Source organism: Coriobacteriia bacterium, assembly GCA_034370385.1.
Classification (GTDB): Bacteria; Actinomycetota; Coriobacteriia; order Anaerosomatales; family PHET01; genus JAXMKZ01.
The window spans coordinates 163,781-185,988 of sequence record JAXMKZ010000044.1 but is presented as its reverse complement, the minus strand read 5'-3'; the positions used below and the strand labels follow the sequence as shown (position 1 = coordinate 185,988).

Below are 22,208 nucleotides of genomic sequence, written 5' to 3'. Positions count from 1 at the left end.
TTTCATCCCTGCTGAAAGCGGTTTACAACCCGAAGGCCTTCATCCCGCACGCGGCGTTGCTGCGTCAGGCTTTCGCCCATTGCGCAAAATTCCCCACTGCTGCCTCCCGTAGGAGTCTGGGCCGTGTCTCAGTCCCAGTGTGGCCGATCCGCCTCTCAGCGCGGCTACCCATCGTCGCCTTGGTAGGCCATTACCCTACCAACAAGCTAATGGGCCGCGGGTCCATCCTATGCCGCCGGAACTTTCCCGGACCGACCATGCGATCAGTCCGGAGTATTCGGTATTAGCTCAAGTTTCCCTGAGTTATCCCAAAGCATAGGGCAGGTTACCCACGTGTTACTCACCCGTTCGCCACTCTATACACCCCCGAAGGGGCTTTAATCGTTCGACTTGCATGTGTTAAGCACGCCGCCAGCGTTCATCCTGAGCCAGGATCAAACTCTCCGTGGAAAATGTCACAGGCGGTAAGGCCTGCGATTCACGAAAGTGATCCGGTTCTATCCGGAGTGGCCCACCTACATCGCTAAGGAAGGCGATGCGGTTTGGACCGGAAGTCAATTCGGTTTGGTCTTTTAGTTGACCCTCTCGAAATGACGGGTTCATTTCTGGCTGTTTCACAGTATCCGGTTTTCAAGGTTCAAGCTGCGGCGGGAACACCTGCGTTTTCCTGCGGTTTCACCCGCCGCACGCCACCAACCCGTTCTTGGCGGCGAGGAGGTACATTACTGATTCCTTCTCGCCGTGTCAACAGGTTGTTTCGAGAATCTTCGGGGCATGTCCGCCCCGCCCGAAACGAACGATCCGAGAAACGAAAACGCCCCCCGGTCGAACTCGGGAGGCGCACAGGAGAGCGGCTGGCCCCCTGACGGGTGGCTGCCCTGTCTGCCTATGGAATCGCCTCCCGGCGGCACTCTGTTTTCAACACGCGCTCCGGTCTCCTTCGAGGTTCCGGTTGGTGCGAAACGCCACTGTACACCCAGCACGCCGACTGCGCAACCGGACCGCGCGAAGGGGATAGGTATGTACCCACCTCGCAAAGGGCCAAACAGGTACGGCTGCATCGTGCGCTCAGTCAGCAGCGATCACCCGTGCGAACCGACGCTTCCCCACCTGCACGATCTGGTTTTCCACGGTCGCGCGCGCGACACTATAGACGCGAGGCTCGATGGCAACACCGGCCACCTTCACCCCTCCGCCATCGATCAGACGCCTGCCTTCGCCGGCGGATGAGGCCAGTCCGAGGGCGACAAGAAGCCCGGGGACGTAGACTTCCGGCTCGAGATCTACGGCGGTCTCAGGAATCTCATCAGGCATCTCGTGCTTCACGAACACCGCGTTGAAATGCTCCTCCGCAGCCTCAGCCGCCGAGGTACCGTGGTACAGATCGACGATACGTCGGGCCAGATCGCGCTTTGTCTGGTTCGGGTGAGCCTCACCCGCCGACAGGCGGGCTTCGAGGGCGTCGACCTCATCAACCGGCATCCCGGTGCATAGGCGGAAGTACTTGATCATGAGCGCATCGGGGACGGACATCACCTTCCCGAACATATCCGACGGCTCGTCGGTGAGCCCGATGTAGTTGCCGTAGCTCTTGCTCATCTTCTGAACCCCATCGGTGCCCTCGAGCAAGGGAAGCGTCAACGCGATCTGGGGCTCCATGTCGCTCTTCTCCATGAGCTCGCGTCCCGCGAGCAGGTTGAAGAGTTGGTCGGTGCCGCCGAGCTCGACGTCAGCTTCGATGGCGACCGAATCGTAGGCCTGGGCCACCGGGTAGAGGAATTCGTGAAGTGAGATACCGACGCCGTCCCGATAGCGTTTCTGGAAGTCGTCGCGCTCCAGGGTCCGAGCCACGGTGAATCGACTGGTGATACGCAAGAGGTCAGCGAAGCCGAGCGGCTCGAGCCACTCGGAGTTTCGTCGCAGCTCGGTATGCTCCGGGTCCAGGATACGAAACGCCTGGTCAACGTAGGTCTGGGCGTTATGGTCGATCTCTTCGCGCGTCAGCGGAGGCCGCGTGCTGTTACGACCCGACGGGTCACCGATCAACGCGGTGAAGTCCCCGATGATGAGCACCACCGTATGGCCAAGGTCCTGGAACTGCCGCAGCTTGCGCAGCGGTACGGCATGGCCCAGATGAAGGTCCGGCGCGGTCGGATCGACCCCGAGCTTGATGCGCAGGGGACGACCTTTCTCCAGCTTCTTAACGAGATCCGCCTTGGGCACCAAGTCGGCAACGCCGCTTGCGAGGATATGCATCTGCTCAGAGACCGAAAGCACGATGTCTGCCTTTCGACGTACATGACGGGTGGTGAACGATTCGCGGTCCGCTGGCCTCGCGCCACGCAAAATGGCCCGAAACTCGCGTGTCATACTAGCAGAGGGCACTGGCCGAGAAGGTGGAGAGCCTCGACGGACAAGCCCCTGCAGACAACCTTACCGAGCACTTCGAAAGCGAGCACATGGCTGACCAACGCTCAGGTCGCGGACGCGACAAGCGTCCCGCACCCCGGCCCGACAACCGAACCCGTAAGCGCACGACGGGCAACGCGCGCGGCTCCTCGGCACGTTCAGGGACCCCCATCCGCCCCACTCGAGGCCCTTCGCGTCCAAGGGGTCGTAGCGGATTCGCCCGCTTCTTGCGCGCTGCGGGCCTCACCCTCGTGATTGCCGTCGCGGCGGTGGCGGTGACGGGGCTTGTCGTGTACCTGACGATGGCCTCACAGCTCCCGGATCCAGACATCACGAAGGCGAAGGGTCGCGACCAGTCGACCGTCATAACCGACCGCTCCGGCAAGGAGCTCGCGAAACTGTACGCCGACGAGAACCGCAAGGACGTCAAGCTTTCGGATATGCCGCCCCATCTCAGACAAGCCGTGATCGCTACCGAGGACAAGCGGTTCTACGAGCACCAGGGCGTGGACCCTATCGGCATCACGCGTGCACTCGTCGTCGATGTGATTCGGGGTGAGCGGGCCCAGGGCGGCTCCACCATCACCCAGCAGTATGTGAAGCAGGCTTTCGTGACGAGCGAGAAGACGCTCAAACGAAAGGTTCAAGAGGCGATCTTGGCTCAGCGTGTCGAGCGGCGCTACTCCAAGGACGAGATACTGCAAGGCTACCTGAACACCATCTACTTCGGGCACGGCGCATACGGCGTCGAAGCCGCGTCACGGGTCTACTTCGGCAAGACCGTGAGCAAGCTCAACGTCCCGGAATCCGCGGTGCTTGCGGGCGTGCTCAAGTCGCCGGGCCGGTACTCGCCCTACCTCGAGCCCGATGCCGCCGTCGACCGGCGCGACACCGTGCTCGGCCAGATGCGCGACCAAGGCTACCTCGACCAAGCTGCTCACGCGGATGCCATCGCCGCTCCGATCGAGGTGGTAGGCCTGAAGCCGCGCTCGTCCGCAGCCCCCTACTTCGTCGAATGGATCAAAGAGCAGTTGATCGAGGAGTACGGTGAGCGGATGCTCTACCGCGGTGGCCTTACCGTCAAGACCACGCTGGATCTGGCGATGCAGCGCTCAGCCTCCAAAGCGATAGCCGCAAGCCTTGATCGAGAGGATGATCCGTCAGCCGCCCTGGTCGCAATCAAACCGGGAACCGGCGAAGTGCTCGCCATGGTCGGGGGCCGCGACTTCAAGACCCAGCAGTTCAACGTCGCCGTTCAGGGCAAGCGCCAACCCGGGTCGGCGTTCAAGCCATTCGTGCTCGCCACCGCGCTCAGCAAGGGAACCAGCCCTGAGCAGGCCTATGAGTCAGGACCGATCAAGATCGATGTGGGATCGGGAACGTGGAGTGTGACCGGAGCCTCTGGTGGAGCCAAGGGACCGATGAGACTGCGTACGGCCACCGAGAAATCGGTGAACTCGGTGTTTGCCAAGCTCATCATGGAGGTCGGCGCAGACGAGGTCGTCAAGACCGCCGAGAAGCTCGGGGTGGACTCAGGTATCGCGCCGGTTCCCGCCATCGCACTCGGAGGGCTCGAGCACGGAGTCTCTCCCCTCGAGATGGCAGAGTCGTATGCGACCCTGGCGGCCGGAGGGAAGCACGCGGAGCCGTACGGCATCATGCATATCAAGGATGCTTCCGGCGAGTACCTGTTCAAGGGGCGACGCGAGATCAACGACGCCATCGACCCCGCACTCGCCTATCTGACCACCGACATCCTGCGCGGCGTGATCGAACGAGGCACGGGCACCGCAGCTCGAATCGGTAGACAGGCCGCGGGCAAGACGGGCACGACCCAACGGTACCGCGACGCCTGGTTCGTGGGCTACACGCCCGAGCTGTCCACAGCGGTGTGGGTCGGCTATCCGGACTCTCAGCGGGAAATGACCTCGGTGCACGGACGCACCGTCACCGGCGGCTCTTTCCCCGCCGAGATATGGCGCTCCTTCATGGTGGCCGCCCTCAAGAACGTAGAAGCGACACGTTTCAAGCGTCCGGGAGGGCTGCGGACCTTGCAGGTCTGCTCGGAAAGCGGCGGCGCGGCCACGGAGTTCTGCCCCAAGCCCATCGGGGCCCTGGTCCTCGCCCGCAGCGTGCCTGGGTCCTGCACGGTCCACGTCACGCCCGAGAGGGTGAAGGTGCCCAAGCTCGTCGGCCTGTCAAAAGAGGAGGCGCTTGATGCACTGGAGGCGGCGCACCTCACGGCCAAGGTGACGGAACGCCCCGTGGCCGGCGTGGCACCCGGTATCGTGGCGCAGCAGACCCCGGCACCCGGCAGCGTCCTCGACGTTGACGCTCCGGTCACCATCGTCGTCAGCGCGGGTGACGCGGGCAACAGCCCGCCCGAAGCCATCTTCGAACCACCGACCGATGCCAAAGCCGGCCGTCCGACGAAGCTCGATGGCACCGGTTCCACCGACGACGGGACGATCTCCACGTTCTACTGGGAGTTCGGCGATGGCAACACGGGAACCGGGTCCAAGGTCGCGCACGTGTGGGCGACACCGGGGACCTACGATGTCACCCTGTGGGTGACCGATGATGACGGCGACCAGGGCTCAGTGACCCACACCATCGCCGTGAGGTGACGAATTCACGAGAGGCCGCGATAGAAATGGCCGCTCGTCACCGCTGACCTGTCGGCCCCGCGAGACCCGGCCTCACCGCCTGACAACGCAGCGTCAAGTGCTGCTCTGACGCGGCGCACGGTCGCGGCGACTTCATCGGGCGGCTCCAGTGCCGCGTCGATTCGCACAGCGGCTATGCCGGTCGCAAGCACGTCGTCGAGTGCGTGCGTCAGATCCAGCGGCACTGCGTTGTACAGATGGGTGCGTCCTGATTCATCGGTTCGCACCGGGAACTCATACCCCTTGCGATCCCTGAGCGTCCACGCGCCCTGCCTGCGGCCACATGAATGACACGAGCGCGAGCACTCTCCGACCGCCATGAGCACGCAGTGCTCCGTGACCATCAGCTCTTGTCTTCCGACAACCGCGATCCCCACGGGGACGCGGCTGTTCGCAGCCACGATGCCCACCTGCATCTGCGTCAACTCGGGAGACAACCAGACGAAGGCCGCCCCGAGGTCGGCCAGGCCATCGACCGCCTGAGCATTGACCACATTGAGTGACCAGTGGGTCTCCACGGTTGCACCGCAGGAAGCGAGGCGGGCGAGTTGGCCGAGGGTGCCTGCGACGACGGTGGCCGCCCGAGTCCCCTCGGTGATGGCGGCGTCTTCCTCGTCGTCGGGGCAGATGCGTGGCAACACAGCCGCGACACGAGCAGTCGGCTCCTCCAGTGCGGCGACCGGCACGTGCACGAGGTCGGCTCCGGCGGCGAGGGCCGCCGCAGCGGCATCCTCGTCAGCCACGACCGCGACAAGCCGCACCTTCTTCGGCGTGGACGCGCGCCGATCGTCTAGCACCCCCGTAGGCCCCGGTGGGGGCAACGAGCGATCCGCCCACGGAGAGAGGATCGTCGCCTCAAGGGCTTCTGCGGCCTCGCGGCGAACCCGGTGCAACTCGGAGAAGCCGATGCCGGCCCCTAGCGAGAGCGCCACATCCCACGAGCGAGGCTCAAACGGTGTGGATCCGAATCGGCCCACATGCTCGATGACGTCGGAGGCCTCCACCGAGCGGGTTCGGGCGGGTTCAACCACCGATCCACACGCGGACCCACGGCGACCCCGCTCGTCGACGAGGGTCACCTCGACCGGCGATCCGATCTGGAGCCGGACCGCGACGTCGACGGGCAAGCGCGCGCCGGAAGGGTCGGCGTAGGTACGCGCAACGGCATCAGCCAGGGCGGCGTTTCGCACCCGGAACACGCGGTCACCCACCCCCGCAGAGTCCTGCAAACGCACGGTGACCCGAGAGCGCGCGGGTGCCGTTTCGACCGGCCGTGCGCCGATGGCCAGCTCCTCTGCGCGCTGGGCGAAGCGTCCTCGCCCGGTCCAGAACTCGATCGTGTCCTCCCGAGCGAGATCAACGTCGATCGCGATGGTCGCAATCCGCCCGTCCACCGAGACGACGCGTCCCACCGGGACTCCCCGATTGTTGGGGCGCTGGTAACTCATCATCGAGTTCCCCCGCTCGCCCACCAGATAGGCTTCGCTGAATCCACGACTGAACGCTTCCGATAGAACGGCCATCTCCCCGTCACGAACGGCGTAGGCCTCAGGCGACGCGATGGCCCGGTCCAACGCGGCTCGATACACGCCGGTGACGAGCGCGACGTAGTCCGCCGACTTCATACGGCCTTCGATCTTGAGTGACGCCACCCCTGCGTCGATCAGCTCCGGCAGAACACCGATACCCGCTAGGTCTTTGGGTGACAGCAGGTGCGCGCCGGTCGTCTCACGGACCGCCCCCGTCACATCCACCAGTTCGTACGCCAGTCGACACGGCTGGGCACACATCCCCCGATTCGCTGACCTGCCCCCGATGAGCGACGACAACAGACACTGCCCTGAGTAGCACACGCACAGGGCTCCGTGGACGAAGCACTCGACTTCGATATCCGCGTCTGCTGCCGCGCGTGAGACGGCCGCGCTTTGGGCAACGCTCAACTCCCGGGCCAGTGTCACGCGTGCGACGCCCAGCTGCCCGAGTGCCCTGACGGACGAGGTCGAGTGCGCGTTGATCTGCGTCGAGGCATGCACCCTCACATCCGGCATCGTGTTCCGGATGACCCGAAGCAGTCCGAGGTCTTGGACGATGACCGCGTCCACGCCGGCGCCCCACGCGTCGGCGACCAGCTCAAGGGCGTGTGTCATCTCTGAAGGTAGCACCACGACGTTGGCGGTGAGGTAGACACGAACACCCCGAAGATGCGCGAACCGACATGCGTCTGCGAGCGTCTCCCGTGTGAAGTTCTGAGCGCTCCGACGCGCGTTGAGGCGATCCATGCCGAGATAGACGGCGTCGGCACCGGCGGCGACTGCGGCCCGAAGCGACTCAGGACCACCCGCAGGCGCGAGCAGTTCAGGGGAAACTCGGTTCATGAACGCAGGTCCCTCCCTTGCGCCGCGGGGAACGATTGAGTGACAGTACGGGCAATACGGCACAGAATTCGCGCGGGTGAGCCACAATGTAGCATCAGTAAGGGCCAACGAGAGGGTCGACCCCCTATGTCAGCACGACGTGCACGCCTGCGCCGCACCCGGCGCGGACAGGGCATGATCATCGCGGCCAGAGTGGCCGCGGTGCTGGTTGCGGTCGTCATCCTCATGGCCAGCGTCGGCGCCGTGAGCGCGGGGGCGCTGGTCAAGTCGTGGCTTGAGGACCTTCCGGACCCCAACGCGCCCGGAGCATTCGAGGTCGCGAAGGCCACCAAGATCTATTCGGCCGACGGCAAGCTCCTTGCCCGCCTCTACCTCGAGGACCGCGAGGTCATTCCCGTGTCCAAGATGTCGAGTGACCTCGTCGATGCCGTCGTGGCGGTCGAGGACTCTCGCTTCTACGATCACAACGGGGTCGATTTCATCGGTCTGGGTCGTGCGGTCGTGGTCAATCTGACCGAAGGCTTCGGCGAAGAGGGCGCCTCGACCATCACCCAGCAGTACGTCCGCAACACCATCCTGCTCGACGAGAGGACCGACATCTCGGTTGCGCGCAAGGTGCGTGAAGCCTATCTGGCCATCGAGCTGGAGAAGCGCTACACCAAGGAACAGATCCTCGGCATGTACCTCAACGCCGTGTACTTCGGCGAGGGAGCCTACGGCGCCCAGGCGGCATCGCGCGCCTACTTCGCCAAGAACGCGAGTGACCTCTCGCTTCCGGAGGCCGCGCTGCTCGCCGGTCTACCGCAGCAGCCGAGCAGACTCAGCCCCTACGACAACCCTGACGGCGCGATCGACCGACGCAACAAGGTTCTGGGCGACATGCTTCGCGACGGCTACATCACTGCCGAAGAGCACGACAAGGCCGTTGCCGCCAAGCTCAAGCTCAAGCGCGCGAAGAACCCCGAGGACGGCATCTACGGCGCGCCCTACTTCGTGGCCCACGTCAAGAAGGAGCTCCAGGCCAAGTTCTCTCCCGCCGTGGTATTCAAGGGCGGCCTGACGGTCTACACGACGCTCGACACCCGTCTTCAGAAGAAGGCCGAGAAGGCCGTTCGCAACGGCATCGGCACGTCGGCCTCGGGCCCCGAGGGTGCGCTTGTCAGCATCGATCCTCGCACAGGACACGTGAAGGCACTCGTCGGCGGACGCGACTATCACAAGAGGAAGTTCAACCTCGCGACTCAGGGTCACCGGCAGCCCGGATCGTCATTCAAGACGTTCGTGCTGGTCGCTGCGATCAACGAGGGTATGCCTCCGGGGTTCGGCGTCGACTCGTCCTCGCCTGCCTACATCCCGACCAAGCCCAAGCCGTGGGTGGTTGGCAACAGCGAGGGCTCCGGCCGAGGGGTCATCTCTCTTGCCAGCGCGACCGCGGCCTCGGTGAACACGGTCTTCGCGCGCGTGGCGTGGGAAATCGGTTCGGACAAAGTGGCCCAGATGGCCAAGCGCATGGGAATCCAGACCAAGATTCCTGCGCTGCCGTCGATCTCACTGGGCGCCGCGAACGTCACGCCGCTCGAGATGGCTTCGGCATACGGCACGCTTGCAACAGGCGGCGTGCTCCATAAGCCCGTCGTGATCGCGAAGGTCAAGGACAGCAACGGCGAGGTCATCTTCACCGCCAGCAAGCGTGGAAAGCGCGTTCTCAAGAAGGAGGTGGCTCGCGCCTCGACTGACGTGCTGCGACGTGTCATCACCGGTGGGACGGCGAGGCGCGCACAGATAGGACGTCCTGCGGCCGGCAAGACCGGCACGAGCCAGAACTACCGCGACGTGTGGTTCGTGGGGTACACCCCCCAGCTCGTCACTGCGGTGTGGGTCGGGCATCTGCAGGAACGCCCCGTGAGGGTCAACGGACGCAACGCGTTCGGCGGAACGGTCTGCGCGCCGATCTGGGCCGAGTTCATGCGGGGCGCGCTGGCTGGACAGCCCGCACTCGAGTTCCCGCGCGCAGGTCAACCGAAGTACTCGCCCGCCAAGTTCCACATTCCCGTGACCAAACCGCCGAGCGTAGTGGGCCTTGCGCTGGCCAACGCGAAGTCGAGACTCGGCGGTCAAAGCTACTCGATCAGTTACGTGTGGTCGGATAAGAAGGCTGGAACGGTCGTGGCTCAGGGCGCGAAGGGCGGCAAGTTGGTGCTCTACGTCTCCAAGGGCCGCAAGCCAGCGGACAGGCCGTCCATCACACCCGATCCGGCCCCCGATCCTGACCCTGATCCCGAACCTGAACCGGATCCCGATCCCGGCATTGACCCGACCTCGACGCCGACTCCCTGACGCGGGTGAGCCGCCAGGAGCGCGCGACCGGCACCGTGCGCTCGCGCTAGGGGGCCGTCAATCACTCCTCGGCAGCCTCGACCCACGCTTCGTCGGCGACCAGTTCGGCTCGCACGCGCTCGATCTGGGCTCGGACAGCATCATGCCCGGTGCCGCCCTCACTGACGCGTCGCGCCACCACCCGGTCGATGTCGACGACTCCTCGCACATCGTCACCGAAGCGCTGGTCGTGGAGCTGGTAGTCCTCGACGGACATGCCCTGCAGCGTCCTGCCGTCCTTCTCGCAAGCCAGTACGAGCTTGCCGACGACCTCATGGGCATCGCGGAAGGGCACTCCCTTGCCCACCAGATAGTCCGCGAGGTCCGTGGCGGCCATGAACCCGCCCAACGCCCCAAGGCGCATCGCGTCGGCGTTCACGCGCATGGTGTCGATCATCCCCGACATCGCGCGCAGCGACGAAGCCACGGTGTCGATCGCGTCGAAGGCCCCTTCCTTGTCCTCCTGCATGTCCTTGTTGTAGGCAAGCGGCAGGCCCTTGAGGGTCACGAGCAGCGCCGTCAGGTCGCCGATGACGCGTCCGGTCTTGCCCCGCACGAGCTCTGCGAAGTCAGGGTTCTTCTTCTGCGGCATGATCGAGGAGCCGGTGGAGAACTCGTCGTCGAGCGCGATGAAGCCGAACTCCTCGGTTGACCAGATGATGATCTCCTCTGCCAGCCGCGACAGGTGCGTCTGGCAGACCGTGCACGCATAGACCAGGTCGAGCAGGAAATCGCGGTCGGACACCGCATCCATGGAGTTGCCGCTGACCGCGGCGAACCCGAGCCTGTTGGCCACGTAGTCGCGGTCAAGCTCGAAGGTCGTCCCCGCGAGCGCAGCGCTTCCCAAGGGGAGCGTATCGGCCGACTCGTATGCGTGACGGAACCGGACGAAATCGCGAGACAGCATGGCGGCATAGGCCAGCAGGTGGTGGCTGAACAGTACCGGTTGCGCCTTCTGCAGGTGGGTGTAGCCGGGCATGACCACGCTCAGGTTCTCCTCGGCGACGCGCAGCAAGGTGCGGCGCAGGCACAGCGCGCGATAGGCGAGATCGACCGCGCGCCCCTTCGCGAACAACCGGGTATCGGTCGCCACCTGGTCGTTTCTGCTTCGGGCGGTGTGGAGCCGCGCGCCGGCGGGCCCGATGCGCTCAATGAGCGCGCGCTCGATGGCCATGTGCACATCCTCGTCCTCGATATGCCACTCGAAGGCTCCCTCGCGGATCTCGCGGTAGATCTGTGCAAGGCCGGTCTCGATCGCATCGGCATCATCCTCGGTGATGATGCCCCGCTCGGCGAGCATGCGCGCATGGGCGACCGAGCCGCGGATGTCCTCGGACCACATCCGCTTGTCCACCGGCAAGGAGGCACCGAACTCGATCAGGAAGCGGTTCGGGCTCTTCTCGAACCGACCGCCCCACGGGGTCTTGGCATCACCCATCTGCGGGCTCCTCGGAATCGATGATCGGCTGCTCGGGTGGCGCGCTCTGTGAGCGCTCGCCCTCCCCGCCGCTGTCGGACGAAACGTTTTTTTTGCCGAGCGAGTAGCCCACGATGAACGTCAGAATCGGCGCACCGAAGAGCACGAGTGCGATAAGGACGATTATGCCGAACTCGGCCGCGCCGATGCCCAACATGCTGGCTACACCTCGCCTTCCTTGCCGACCTTGCGGCGCTGGCGGGCCCAGACCTTCACGGGCAGTCCGTGCAGGTCGATGAAGCCCTTGGCGGCCTTGTGATCGAAGCTGTCGGCCTCGTCGTACGTGGCCAGATTGTAGTCATAGAGCGAGTAGGGGCTGCGGCGGCCGACCGGAACACAGCTCCCCTTGAAGAAGCGCAGGCGGACGTCGCCCGTGACGAGCTGCTGGGTCGTCTCGATGAAGCCGTCGAGGGCCTCCTTGAGCGGCGAGAACCACATGCCGTTGTAGACGAGCTCTGCCCAGCGCTGCTCGATCTGCAACTTGTAGTGCAGCACGTCGCGCTCGAGGCACAGGTCCTCCATCGCCTTGTGCGCGGTGATGAGCGTGAGCGCACCGGGGACCTCGTAGATCTCGCGCGACTTCACGCCGATGAGGCGATTCTCGATCATGTCGATGCGCCCGAACCCGTGCTTGCCGGCCAACTCGTTCATCGCGTTGATGATCTCGTGAAAGCTCATGAGCTCACCGTCGAGCGCCACCGGCACGCCCTGCTCGAAACTGATCACCGCGTACTCAGGCTCATTGCCGCATGCGTCGGTGCGCGTGTCGTTCGTGAGGGTGTAGATGTCTGCGGGAGGCTCGACCCAGGGGTCCTCGAGCACGCCGCACTCAATGGCCCGACCCCACAGGTTGTCGTCGATGGAGTAAGGATTCTCCTTGGTGGTGGGTACGGGGATTCCGCGGGCCTCGGCCCACTCCATCTCCTGCTCGCGCGTCTTGAGCTCCCACTCGCGAACGGGCGCCACGATCTCAAGATCGGGGTCCAGCGCTGCGATGCCGACCTCGAAGCGCACTTGATCGTTACCTTTGCCGGTGCAGCCATGTCCGATGTACTTGGCCTGATGGCGATGCGCCTCTTCGACCAGGTGCTTGACGATGATCGGCCGGGACATCGCGCTGACCAGGGGGTACTTGTTCTCGTACAGGGCGTTCGCCTTAAGCGCCTTGGAGAGGTACTCCTCGACGTACTCTTCGCGCACGTCCTTGACGATGGATTCAATAGCACCGATGCCGAGCGCCTTCTGGCGCACGAACTCGAGGTCCTGTCGCTCCTGGCCTACGTCGATAGCCAGCGCGATGACGTCCATGTCCTTGTGCTCTTGGATCCACCTGATCGCAACGGAGGTGTCGAGGCCTCCGGAGTATGCCAGCACGCACTTCTCGCGGGTCATGCTTGTCCCTTCGTCTCGCGGCAGCCGGACACCATGCCGACTGGCCCTTCGTATGGCGCTACGCGCCCCTGAACTTATCGAGTGTCTCGACGAGAGCCGCGCCCTCAGGCTCTGAGTCGGTGATGACGAGAATCGTGTCGTCGCCCGAGACGCTCCCGAGAATGCCCCCGATCTCTGCAGCGTCGAGGGCGGCCGCAACGCCTGGCGCCGTCCCCGCCTGGGCCTTGACCAGCACGAGGTTCGCGGTTCGCTTCACCCCGACGACCAGGTCCTTGACCATGCGCTGCAGGTGCAGGTCCTCGGCAAGCACGTACACGCCCTCAGGCAACTTACGAAGCCCCATCTCGGTGATGTCGCGTGACACCGTGGCTTGGGTGCAGTCGTAGCCGTCGTCTTTGAGCCTGTCAACGAGTGCGCGCTGCGTTCGGATGCGCTCGTTTCGCACCATGCGCCGTATGGCATCCTGACGCTCACGCCGTTTTCTCATCGGGTCCCCTTTCGTGACCTGCATCTAGCCCAACACGAGCGACAGCAGCGCTTTCTGTGCGTGCAGACGGTTCTCCGCCTCATCGAACACGAGCGAGCGCGGGTGGTCGATGACTCCGTCGGTGACCTCCTCGCCGCGGTGCGCAGGCAAGCAGTGCAAAAACACCGCATCCGGGGCCGCCATGGCGAAGAGCGCCTCGTCCACCCGATACGGCTGAAACGCCGCGAGACGCTCCTCATGCTCGAACTCTTGCCCCATCGACGCCCAGGTGTCGGTGACGACGACGTTGGCGCCGGCGACAGCCGCCGACGCGTCGTCTCCGACATGCACGCGAGCACTGGTGCGCTCGGCGATGGCCGAGGCACGACCCACGACGTCTGCCGACGGCTCGTAGCCCGCAGGACAGGCGATCGCGACGTCCATACCCGCAAGGGCACCGGCCAACAGGTAGGTGTTGGCCATGTTGTTGCCATCCCCGACGTAGGCGAATCGTAGCCCCGAGAGCCTTCCGAAGCGCTCCTGGATGGTGAGAAGATCGGCGAGTCCCTGACAGGGATGATGGTCGTCGGTGAGCGCGTTGATCACGGGAACCGACGCATGCGCGGCCAGCTCCTCGACGACGGACTGGGCGTAGGTCCGAATGACGATTGCGTCGACGTAGCGCTCGAGCACCTTCGCCGTGTCATGCACGGTCTCGCCGCGCGAGAACGCGCCGTCAGGTCCGCTCATGACCACACAGTGGGCGCCGAGCTGTACGCACGCCATCTCAAAACTCACTCGCGTGCGCAGCGACGGCTTCTGCAGAATGACCGCGACGGACTTGCCGGGAAGCGGCGCCTTGCGAAGCCCGGTGTTCCACATGCGCTTCTGCGCCTCCGCGACCCCCACGAGGTGGACGAGCTCCTCGGGCGAAAAATCGTCCAGAGCGAGAAGATCGCGCCCCCGAAACAGTTCGTTGTTCACGCGACAACCTCCTCGATGACATCCGACAGCGCGCTCAGGAGTGTATCAATCTCGGCCTCGCCACACACGAGAGGCGGGAGAAACCGCAAGAATTCCGCTCCTATGTGGTTCACGACGCACCCGCGTTGCAGCATCGACGACGCCACCTCGGCGGCCTTGGGAGCAGCCAGAGTGCAGCCGCACATCAACCCCGCACCCCGTACGTCGGTCACGGCTCCGCTCGCATCGCCCAGACGTGAGAGGCCCGCGCGCAGGTACTCGCCTGATCTCAGGGCGTTCTCGCCGGCGTTCTCGGCGATGAGCGCCGCCACCGTGGCGCGACCCGCCGCACACACCACCGGACCGCCGCCAAACGTCGAGCCATGGTCTCCGAGGCGAAACGCCGCTGCGACCTCCTCGCGGGCCACCACAGCGCCGATCGGGAATCCATTCGCCATAGCCTTGGCGAGGGTCACGACATCGGGCGTGATACCGAACGCTTGGTGCGCGAATGCAGGACCTGTGCGAAAGAAGCCCGTCTGGACCTCATCGATCATGAACAACGCGTCGCGCTCTCGACACAACCCTTCAGCGGCCCTCAGATACTCGGGTGTGGCCGACCACACGCCTCCCTCGCCTTGGATGACCTCGACGAGGAACGCTGCTGCTCCCTCGTCGAGCGCCTCGGACAGCGCATCGATGTCGTTCAGCGGCACGTGGACAAACCCGCTGGGCAGCGGCGCGAAGGCCTCCTGCTTGCTCGCCTGCCCGGTGGCGGCAAGCGCGGCCAGGGTCCGACCGTGAAACGAGCGATGGGTGGTCACCACTGTGAAGGCTCCGGGCTTCGTCTCCCCGGCCCAGCGCCGGGCGATCTTGATGGCGCCCTCGTTGGCTTCAGCCCCTGAGTTGGCGAAGAAGGTACGCATACCGCCGCCCAGCAGCCGGTTCAAGTCGCACGCCAGCTCGGCGCGGTGCTCGACGAAGAACAGATTGGAGACGTGGACGAGCTTGGCGGCCTGCTGAGCCACCGCCTCGGTGACCGCCGGGTGCGCGTGGCCGAGATTCACCGCGCCGATGCCGCTCACGAAGTCGAGATACTCGCGACCGTCATCATCGAACAGGCGCATCCCGTCCCCGGAGAGAAACATGATGGGCTTGCGCGCGTAGGTCTGCATCACGCACGCGGCGTCGCGCTCTCTGGCCGCCTCGAAGAGGGCACCCATCACTCAGCACCCCCCTGCTCGGCCTCATGAGTGATCATCGTACCCACACCTTCGTCGGTGTAGACCTCCAGCAGCAGAGCGTGGGGCACCGTGCCGTTGAGGATGTGTGCGCGCCTCACGCCACCTCGGAGGGCATGCACACATGCTGCAACCTTGGGCACCATGCCGCCCTCAAGCTCGTCGGCCATGATCATCTCCTCAGCCTCGACGGCGCTGAGCGCGCTGATGAGCGAGCCCTTGTCGGAGAAGTCGCGATACAGCCCATCCACGTCGGTCAGGAAGATGCACTTGTCCGCACCGAGCGCTGCAGCCAACCGGCCCGCGACGAGGTCTGCGTTGACGTTGAACGATCCGCCGTCATCGCCAGCGGCCACCGTCGCGACCACAGGAATGAATCCGTCCTCGATGAGGTTCGCCAGCACGGTGGTATCTATCTCGGTCACCTCTCCCACCCGGCCGAGCTCGGGGTCGAGCGCTGTGGCAACCACCGTGTTGCCGTCCTCGCCCGACATCCCGACGGCATAGCGACCGTGAGAGTTGATGGCGCTGACCAGTTCCTTGTTGACCTTGCCCACAAGTACCATCTTCACGACGTCCATGGCTTCGTCAGTCGTCACCCGGAGGCCCTGATGGAAACGCACGGGCATGCCGAGCCGCTCCATGAACGAGGTGATCTCAGGTCCTCCGCCGTGCACGACGACGGGGTTCACGCCCACGAGCTTCATGAGCACGATGTCGGCGGCGACGGCGTCGCGCAACGCGGAGTCGGTCATGGCCGCCCCCCCGTACTTGATCACAACCGTCCGGCCCCACGCATGCTTGATCCACGGGAGAGCCTCCATGAGGGTTGCGGCCTTGGCAAGTGAGTCCTTCATCGCTTCACACCATTCTTTGTCGTCGGGGGTGCCTGACGGCACGACGTGAGTCGAGTCCGCGTGCCGTGTGGCTTCGACCGAGTGATCGTCACCACACCGCTAACTTCGGTAGTCGCCGTTGATGCGAACGTAGTCGTATGACAGATCGCAGGTAAGGACGGTCACGGCCGCGCTTCCGGCGCCCAGGTCCACAGCGATGGAGACCTCGTCGGCTGCCAGCGCAGCAGCAGCTTCCTCCTCGTCAAAGGGAACTGCGGTCCCCTTGCTGCAGACCTCGATTCCGGCGAAGCGGATTGCCAACGCGCTCTGATCGAACGCGGCACCCGACTTCCCAGCTGCCATGGCCACCCTGCCCCAGTTGGCGTCGCCGCCAAAAAGCGCGGTCTTGACGAGCGGCGAGTCGGCGATCGCGAAGGCCGCGAGTTCCGCGTCAGCCTCGGTCGATGCACCGGTCACCGTCACGGTGACGAGCTTCGTCGCACCCTCGCCATCACGGGCGAGCATCCGGGCGAGCCGCTCAGATACGATCCGAAGGGCCTCAGCGACGTGAGCGAAAGCAGGTGCATCGGGCCCGATCGGCTCACCCCCCGCCGCACCGTTGGCAAGAAGCACCACCGTGTCGTTCGTGGACGTGTCGCCGTCGACGGTCACCCGGTTGAAGGTGGTTGTGGTCGCTGCGCGCAGGGCTGCATCGCACGCGCTGCTTGTGAGAGGCGCGTCGGTCGTGAGAACCCCAAGCATGGTAGCCATGTCAGGTCGGATCATGCCGCTGCCCTTGGCCATGCCGGCAACCGTGTAGCGCGCGCCGTCGTACGTGAACGCGACCGCGGCCTGCTTGGCGAAGGTGTCCGTGGTCATGATCGCGGCGGCGGCATCCCCGGCACCCGACCGCGTTGCAGCACGTGCGGCCGACGGAACCGCAGCGACGATGAGGTCGACCGGCAACGGGACACCGATCACACCGGTAGAGCACACGATCACGTCGCCCGGGTCACAGGCAAGCGTCGAGGCGAGCGCCCGCGCCGTAGCGATCGCGGCCGACTCGCCCGGCTCACCTGTGCATGCGTTCGCGTTGCCTGCGTTGATCACGACCGCCCGCGCGTGCCCATCAGCGATATGTCGCCGCGATACGACCACCGGGGCCGCGGCGACGCGGTTGATGGTGAACACGGCGGCAGCGGGGACCCGATCACCGGCATCCACCAGCGCCAGATCGAGCCGGCCTTCCGGCTTCAGACCGCAGTGAACGCCGGATGCGGAGAATCCTGTCGGGGCCGTGACCCCGCCTCCAACGTCCTCGAAGACAGGGACGGAGTGTCCGGATGGCATCTCAGATCACCGGGCCTATCGACGTGAGCCCCGTGTCCTCAGGAAGACCGAGCACCGCGTTGGCGCACTGGATGGCCTGACTCGCGGCACCCTTGCCGAGGTTGTCTAGGGCACACGCCGCGATAAGCGTCGATGTCCGCTCGTCCACGGTCACCCCGATGACCGCACGGTTCGTTCCGCGGACTTCGGCCGTCGAAGGCATCGAGCCGGCCTCAAGGACCCGGACGAACGGCTCTCCGGCGTACCGCGCGCGGTACATCTCCACTGCCTCATCTGCGCAGATCTCCCGCGCCATCCCGAGGTACACCGTCGACAGAAGCCCGCGCGACAGCGGCACCAGATGCGGTGCGAACACCACGGGGACCGATTCGTTCGCCGCCCGGCCCAGTGTCTGCTCGATCTCGGGCGTGTGACGATGAGTGCCGACCTTGTACGGCAGTACTGATTCGTTCGCGGCGACGAAGTGCGAACCCGGCGAGAGCCCTTTGCCGGCCCCGGTCACGCCCGACTTGGCATCGACATGTACGGGACGGCCGTCCCACAGGCCCGCCGTCTCGAGCGCCGGCAGGGCAGCCAGCGCAGTGGCCGTCGGGTAGCAGCCGGGCACCGCGACCAGCTTCGCGCCGAGCAGACCGCTCCTGTCGGCCTCAGGAAGACCGTAGACGGCTTTCGCCAGAAGGTCGGGCGCAGCATGCGTGACCCCGTACCAGTGCTCATAGATCGAGGCGTCACTCAGACGAAAATCCGCCGACAGGTCGATGACGGTCAGGCCGGCATCCAGAAGCGAAGGAACGATTGCCATCGCGGCGGTGTGCGGCACCGCTAGAAACGCCAGCTTCGCCCTGCTCGCGATGGTCGCCGCATCGACGGGCTCGAACACCGCATCTGTCGATGCGGCCAGCGCGGGATGGATCGCAGCCACGGGCCTGCCCGCCTCGGCGTCGGATGTGACCAGCGACAGCGCAAACTCAGGATGCCCGAGAATCCACCGAAGGAGCTCGGCTCCGGTATAACCCGACCCCCCTATGACAGCTACGTCCATCACGATCGCCTCCGACTCACAGCCAGGTACTGAGTCGGTACTATATTCAAAGTTATGCATACAAGTCAATCAATATGCGTAATTATGCTTCCCTGATGCGCTATGCCCTGAGTATTCCCCCCACGGCACCCGTCGCCTTGCGCACCAGCCGTTCGTGCGCCGCATCGACCTCCTCGGTAGTCAGGGTGCGATCCGCCGCGCGGTACTCCAGCGCGAACGCTATCGACTTCTTGCCCGACTCCACGCCGGTTCCGCGGTAGACATCGAAGACGCGTACGTCGGCCAAGAGCTTGCCACCCGCCGAGCGAATCGCCTGCTCGACGCGCTCTGAGGAGACCTCCTCATCCACGACGATGGCAATGTCGTGCGCGATGGCCGGAAACCGCGCGGGTTCCACGAACGGCCGAGCATCACGGGCCGCACGTATGAGCCTCCTCACGTCGAGTTCGAATGCCACGACCGGCGCCGTGGCGTCGAAGCGCTCGAGCACCAGCGGATGCACCTCACCGAGCCAACCCACCACCTCGCCACCGATCAGCAGTTCGACAGCTCGCCCGGGCTGCAGATGTGGCGGCTCGAACGCCCGCACCTTGAACTTCTCGATAGCGAGTTCGCGGACCAAGTTCTCGACAACGCCCTTGCCGTCGAAGAAGTCGAGCTGGACGGCCGGCGAGTTCCACGACGATCGATGCCACCCACCGGCAAGCACGCCGCCCACGACCGTGCGCTCCTTGGGCTGCTTGCGCCCCGGGGAGGTCCAGAAGACGCCGCCGACCTCGTAGAGATGCACATCGGACACCCCGCGTCGCTGGTTGTACGACACACTCGAGAGTAGCCCCGGCAGCAGGGAGCGGCGCAAGACCGCCTGCTCAACCGACATCGGGTTGAGCAGCTCGACCAACAGCTCGTCCGCGGCGAGGGGCATCGATGCCCGTTCGGGATCGCCGGGGTCGCCGAACGCGTAGGTCATGGTCTCGTTCAGACCACAGGCGCGCATGATCTCGCCGATTCGCTCGCGAAGCATCTGCTCGCGCGTGAGCATCCCTATGCGCTCGCGGCCGCCGGGCAGCGTCGACTCGACCCGCTCCATGCCCCAGATGCGCAGCACCTCTTCGATGAGGTCGATCTCGCGCTCAAGGTCGGGCCGGAAGCTCGGGGCTCGCACCTCGAGGCGGTCCGGATGCGCTTCGACCTCACACCCCAGTGACCCAAGGATGCGCTCCACTTCGACACGATCAAGCATCACACCGAGAACCGCCCCGAGGCGATCCAGGCGCAGTGTGAGGGCTCTCGGGGCCAGCGGCGCAGGGTAGGCATCGATCACCCCGGGGGCGACCGTGCCGTCGGCCACCTCGGCAATGAGCGCTGCGGCACGATCGAGCGCAGCGACACAGGCGGTTCGGTCCACCGCGCGCTCGAAACGCATCGAGGCCTCAGAAACGAGGCCCAGCGACCGGCTCGTGCGCGAGATCGACGCTGGCTGGAAGCAGGCTGACTCAAGCAGCACGTCGACCGTCGCATCTGAGACTTCCGTGGCCTCGCCACCCATGACGCCGGCGAGCGCAACCGGTCCGCTGCCGTCGCAGATCAGCAGGGTGTCTGAGCGCAGCTCGCGATCGACCCCGTCGAGCGTGCGCAGGCGCTCTCCCACCCCAGCGGTCCGCACGGTGATCGCAACCGTTCCATCCGGCTCAGGTGCCAACGTACCGAGGTCGAAGGCGTGAAGCGGCTGTCCGAGTTCGAACAGCACGTAGTTGGTTACATCCACGACGTTGTTGATGGGACGCGCGCCTGCCGCGCTCACCTTCTCGGCCAGCCAGTCCGGAGAAGGTCCGACGCGCACCCCGCGAATCACGCGGGCGGTGTAGCGCGGGCACAGGTCCGAGTCGAGAATCTCAACGGTGCACGCGGTTGCCGCTTCGGTTCCGGACTCAGACGGCTTGGACGCAGGAACCGCGGCCTGTGTCCCGAGCACCGCGCCCACCTCGCGGGCGACACCAGCCATCGACAGACAGTCAGGACGGTTCGGCGTGATCTCCAGCTCGAGAATCGTGTCGCCTACGCCATACCACTCAGCGAATGCGGCTCCCACAGGCGCATCCGCCGGCAGGATCATGAGTCCGTCGTGGTCCTCACCCAAGCCCAGTTCGCGCGGCGAGCAGTTCATGCCCTCGCTCACCACGCCGCGCAGCTTCGCCTTCTTGATCTCGAAGCCCCCGGGGAGCACCGCGCCGACGAGCGCGACCGGAACCTTGTCGCCGGCATCGAAGTTCTGGGCACCGCACACGATGGTCCGCGGCGTGCCGTCTCCGACGTCGACCGTGGTCACCCACAACTTGTCGGCCTCAGGGTGCTTCGCGCGCTCGACGATGAGGCCGACCACCACCCCTGAGAGCGACTCCCCGGTCTCGTGGATGGCCTCAACGGCCGTGCCGGTCATGTCGAGACGTTCCGCAAGCTCGCGAGGCGCGATACCTACCTCGACCAGCTCTTTGAGCCATGTCATCGATACTCGCATGGAGTGCGTCCTTCCGTTGTCTCGCGTCGTGGATCTAGAACTGGCGCAGGAAGCGCATGTCGCCTTCGACAAGCATGCGAAGGTCGGGCACGTTGTACTTGAGAGCGGCGATGCGCTCGACACCCATACCGAACGCGAACCCTGAGTACTTCTCGGGGTCGATGCCGACGTATCCGAACACGTTCGGGTCGACCATGCCGCAGCCAAGGATCTCGAGCCATCCCGAGTTCTTGCAGAAGCGGCAACCTGACCCGTCGCAGATGCCGCAGCTCATATCCACTTCAGCGCTGGGCTCAGTGAACGGGAAGAAGTGCGGGCGGAACCGCGTCTTGCGGTCCGGCCCGAACATCTGGTGGACGAAGTGATCGAGGGTTCCCTTGAGGTCAGCGAACGTGATCCCCTCATCCACCACGAGACCTTCGACCTGCGTGAACTGCGGAAGGTGGCTCGGATCGGCGATGTCACGACGGTACACGCGCCCCGGGGAGAGCACGTAGATGGGCGGCTTCTCGCGCTCCATGGTCCTCACCTGGACCGGAGAGGTCTGGGTGCGCAACAGCACGTCGGATTCACCTTTGACCGCTGCCTCATCGCCGGACAGGTCACGCACGTAGAACGTGTCGGCGAGCGAGCGAGCAGGATGGTCGGGCGGCGTGTTGAGCGCGGTGAAGTTGTAGTAGTCGAGCTCGACTTCCGGGCCTTCCGCAACCCGGTAGCCCAGCCCGAGGAAGATCTCCGTGATCTCTGCGGTGATCCGGTTGATGAGGTGCCGGCTGCCGAGGGGACGCGCTCGCCCCGGGAGCGTCACGTCCACGGCCTCGGCGATCAGACGCGCATCCATCGCGGCAGCGGACAGTTCGGCGTTGCGGTCTGCCAGCGCCTCTTCCAGCGCGACTCGGACCTCGTTGGCCCTCTTGCCTACGACGGGCCTCTCGTCAGTCGAAAGCGAGCCCAGCCCTCGCAACACCGCGGTGAGCGAGCCCTTCTTGCCCAAGATCGCGACGCGAATCGCCCCAAGCGCAGCCAGATCGTCGGCTCCGGCGATAGCCGCTAACCCGTCGTCGCGCGCCTGCATCAGTTCCTCTGCAACGCCCATA

15 protein-coding genes and 1 rRNA gene are annotated in these 22,208 nt (G+C 65.1%); 2 read left to right on the top strand and 14 right to left on the bottom strand.

Features of this window, described 5'->3' with window-relative positions; genetic code table 11:
* Together U1E26_09765 and tyrS are read right to left on the bottom strand one after the other, a co-directional pair.
* A 16S ribosomal RNA gene (locus U1E26_09765) occupies positions 1 to 450 on the bottom strand; the annotation flags it as partial.
* Positions 451 to 1,068: 618 nt separating this feature from the next.
* Positions 1,069 to 2,277 (bottom strand): tyrosine--tRNA ligase, encoded by a 1,209-nt coding sequence (gene tyrS, locus U1E26_09760; GenBank protein MDZ4169922.1) that lies wholly within the window; start codon positions 2,275 to 2,277, stop codon positions 1,069 to 1,071.
* A 359-nt stretch (positions 2,278 to 2,636) separates the two neighbouring features.
* Here tyrS and U1E26_09755 point away from each other — a divergent pair, with 359 nt between their 5' ends.
* Positions 2,637 to 5,036, top strand: coding sequence for a PBP1A family penicillin-binding protein (locus tag U1E26_09755; GenBank protein ID MDZ4169921.1), 2,400 nt, complete (start codon positions 2,637 to 2,639; stop codon positions 5,034 to 5,036).
* Between the two features lie 5 nt (positions 5,037 to 5,041).
* On the opposite strand, the gene U1E26_09750 is transcribed toward U1E26_09755, so the two are convergent.
* Positions 5,042 to 7,450 carry a DUF3656 domain-containing protein gene (locus U1E26_09750; protein ID MDZ4169920.1) on the bottom strand — a complete coding sequence of 803 codons (2,409 nt, stop codon included), beginning with the start codon at positions 7,448 to 7,450 and terminating at the stop codon, positions 5,042 to 5,044.
* Positions 7,451 to 7,576: 126 nt separating this feature from the next.
* On the opposite strand from U1E26_09750, the gene U1E26_09745 reads away from it, so the two are divergent.
* Complete coding sequence (locus U1E26_09745; GenBank protein ID MDZ4169919.1) at positions 7,577 to 9,787, top strand: PBP1A family penicillin-binding protein; 2,211 nt, start codon at positions 7,577 to 7,579, stop codon at positions 9,785 to 9,787.
* Between the two features lie 61 nt (positions 9,788 to 9,848).
* On the opposite strand, the gene argH is transcribed toward U1E26_09745, so the two are convergent.
* The 11 genes from argH to pheS all read right to left on the bottom strand — a co-directional run bounded on the left by argH (position 9,849) and on the right by pheS (position 22,207).
* Entirely contained in the window at positions 9,849 to 11,264 is a 1,416-nt protein-coding gene (gene argH / locus U1E26_09740; GenBank protein MDZ4169918.1) for an argininosuccinate lyase, read from the bottom strand.
* Complete coding sequence (locus U1E26_09735; protein ID MDZ4169917.1) at positions 11,257 to 11,460, bottom strand: hypothetical protein; 204 nt, start codon at positions 11,458 to 11,460, stop codon at positions 11,257 to 11,259. The genes argH and U1E26_09735 overlap by 8 nt, the downstream gene beginning before the upstream one ends.
* Positions 11,461 to 11,465: 5 nt before the next feature.
* Positions 11,466 to 12,695 (bottom strand): argininosuccinate synthase, encoded by a 1,230-nt coding sequence (locus U1E26_09730; protein MDZ4169916.1) that lies wholly within the window; start codon positions 12,693 to 12,695, stop codon positions 11,466 to 11,468.
* A gap of 58 nt (positions 12,696 to 12,753) precedes the next feature.
* On the bottom strand, positions 12,754 to 13,182 hold the full coding sequence (locus tag U1E26_09725) for an ArgR family transcriptional regulator (protein MDZ4169915.1): 429 nt from the start codon (positions 13,180 to 13,182) through the stop codon (positions 12,754 to 12,756).
* Positions 13,183 to 13,206: 24 nt separating this feature from the next.
* On the bottom strand, positions 13,207 to 14,145 hold the full coding sequence (gene argF / locus U1E26_09720; GenBank protein ID MDZ4169914.1) for an ornithine carbamoyltransferase: 939 nt from the start codon (positions 14,143 to 14,145) through the stop codon (positions 13,207 to 13,209).
* On the bottom strand, positions 14,142 to 15,347 hold the full coding sequence (locus U1E26_09715) for an acetylornithine/succinylornithine family transaminase (GenBank protein MDZ4169913.1): 1,206 nt from the start codon (positions 15,345 to 15,347) through the stop codon (positions 14,142 to 14,144). The genes argF and U1E26_09715 overlap by 4 nt, the downstream gene beginning before the upstream one ends.
* A complete protein-coding gene (gene argB / locus U1E26_09710) occupies positions 15,347 to 16,222 on the bottom strand; it encodes an acetylglutamate kinase (GenBank protein MDZ4169912.1) in 876 nt (291 codons plus the stop codon). The genes U1E26_09715 and argB overlap by 1 nt, the downstream gene beginning before the upstream one ends.
* Positions 16,223 to 16,321: 99 nt before the next feature.
* Entirely contained in the window at positions 16,322 to 17,551 is a 1,230-nt protein-coding gene (gene argJ, locus U1E26_09705) for a bifunctional glutamate N-acetyltransferase/amino-acid acetyltransferase ArgJ (protein ID MDZ4169911.1), read from the bottom strand.
* Between the two features lies 1 nt (position 17,552).
* A complete protein-coding gene (gene argC, locus U1E26_09700; protein MDZ4169910.1) occupies positions 17,553 to 18,593 on the bottom strand; it encodes an N-acetyl-gamma-glutamyl-phosphate reductase in 1,041 nt (346 codons plus the stop codon).
* A gap of 100 nt (positions 18,594 to 18,693) precedes the next feature.
* On the bottom strand, positions 18,694 to 21,111 hold the full coding sequence (gene pheT, locus U1E26_09695; protein ID MDZ4169909.1) for a phenylalanine--tRNA ligase subunit beta: 2,418 nt from the start codon (positions 21,109 to 21,111) through the stop codon (positions 18,694 to 18,696).
* Between the two features lie 34 nt (positions 21,112 to 21,145).
* A complete protein-coding gene (pheS, locus tag U1E26_09690; GenBank protein ID MDZ4169908.1) occupies positions 21,146 to 22,207 on the bottom strand; it encodes a phenylalanine--tRNA ligase subunit alpha in 1,062 nt (353 codons plus the stop codon).
* Between the last annotated feature and the right edge of the window lies 1 nt (position 22,208).

Coding starts and splice junctions, on each gene's coding strand:
- U1E26_09750 (MDZ4169920.1), bottom strand. CDS start 7,450: ATGAACCGAGTTTCCCCTGAACTGCTCGCGCCTGCGGGTGGTCCTGAG.
- U1E26_09745 (MDZ4169919.1), top strand. CDS start 7,577: ATGTCAGCACGACGTGCACGCCTGCGCCGCACCCGGCGCGGACAGGGC.
- argH (MDZ4169918.1), bottom strand. CDS start 11,264: ATGGGTGATGCCAAGACCCCGTGGGGCGGTCGGTTCGAGAAGAGCCCG.
- U1E26_09735 (MDZ4169917.1), bottom strand. CDS start 11,460: ATGTTGGGCATCGGCGCGGCCGAGTTCGGCATAATCGTCCTTATCGCA.
- U1E26_09730 (MDZ4169916.1), bottom strand. CDS start 12,695: ATGACCCGCGAGAAGTGCGTGCTGGCATACTCCGGAGGCCTCGACACC.
- U1E26_09725 (MDZ4169915.1), bottom strand. CDS start 13,182: ATGAGAAAACGGCGTGAGCGTCAGGATGCCATACGGCGCATGGTGCGA.
- U1E26_09715 (MDZ4169913.1), bottom strand. CDS start 15,347: ATGGGTGCCCTCTTCGAGGCGGCCAGAGAGCGCGACGCCGCGTGCGTG.
- argB (MDZ4169912.1), bottom strand. CDS start 16,222: ATGAAGGACTCACTTGCCAAGGCCGCAACCCTCATGGAGGCTCTCCCG.
- argJ (MDZ4169911.1), bottom strand. CDS start 17,551: ATGCCATCCGGACACTCCGTCCCTGTCTTCGAGGACGTTGGAGGCGGG.
- argC (MDZ4169910.1), bottom strand. CDS start 18,593: ATGGACGTAGCTGTCATAGGGGGGTCGGGTTATACCGGAGCCGAGCTC.
- pheT (MDZ4169909.1), bottom strand. CDS start 21,111: ATGCGAGTATCGATGACATGGCTCAAAGAGCTGGTCGAGGTAGGTATC.
- pheS (MDZ4169908.1), bottom strand. CDS start 22,207: ATGGGCGTTGCAGAGGAACTGATGCAGGCGCGCGACGACGGGTTAGCG.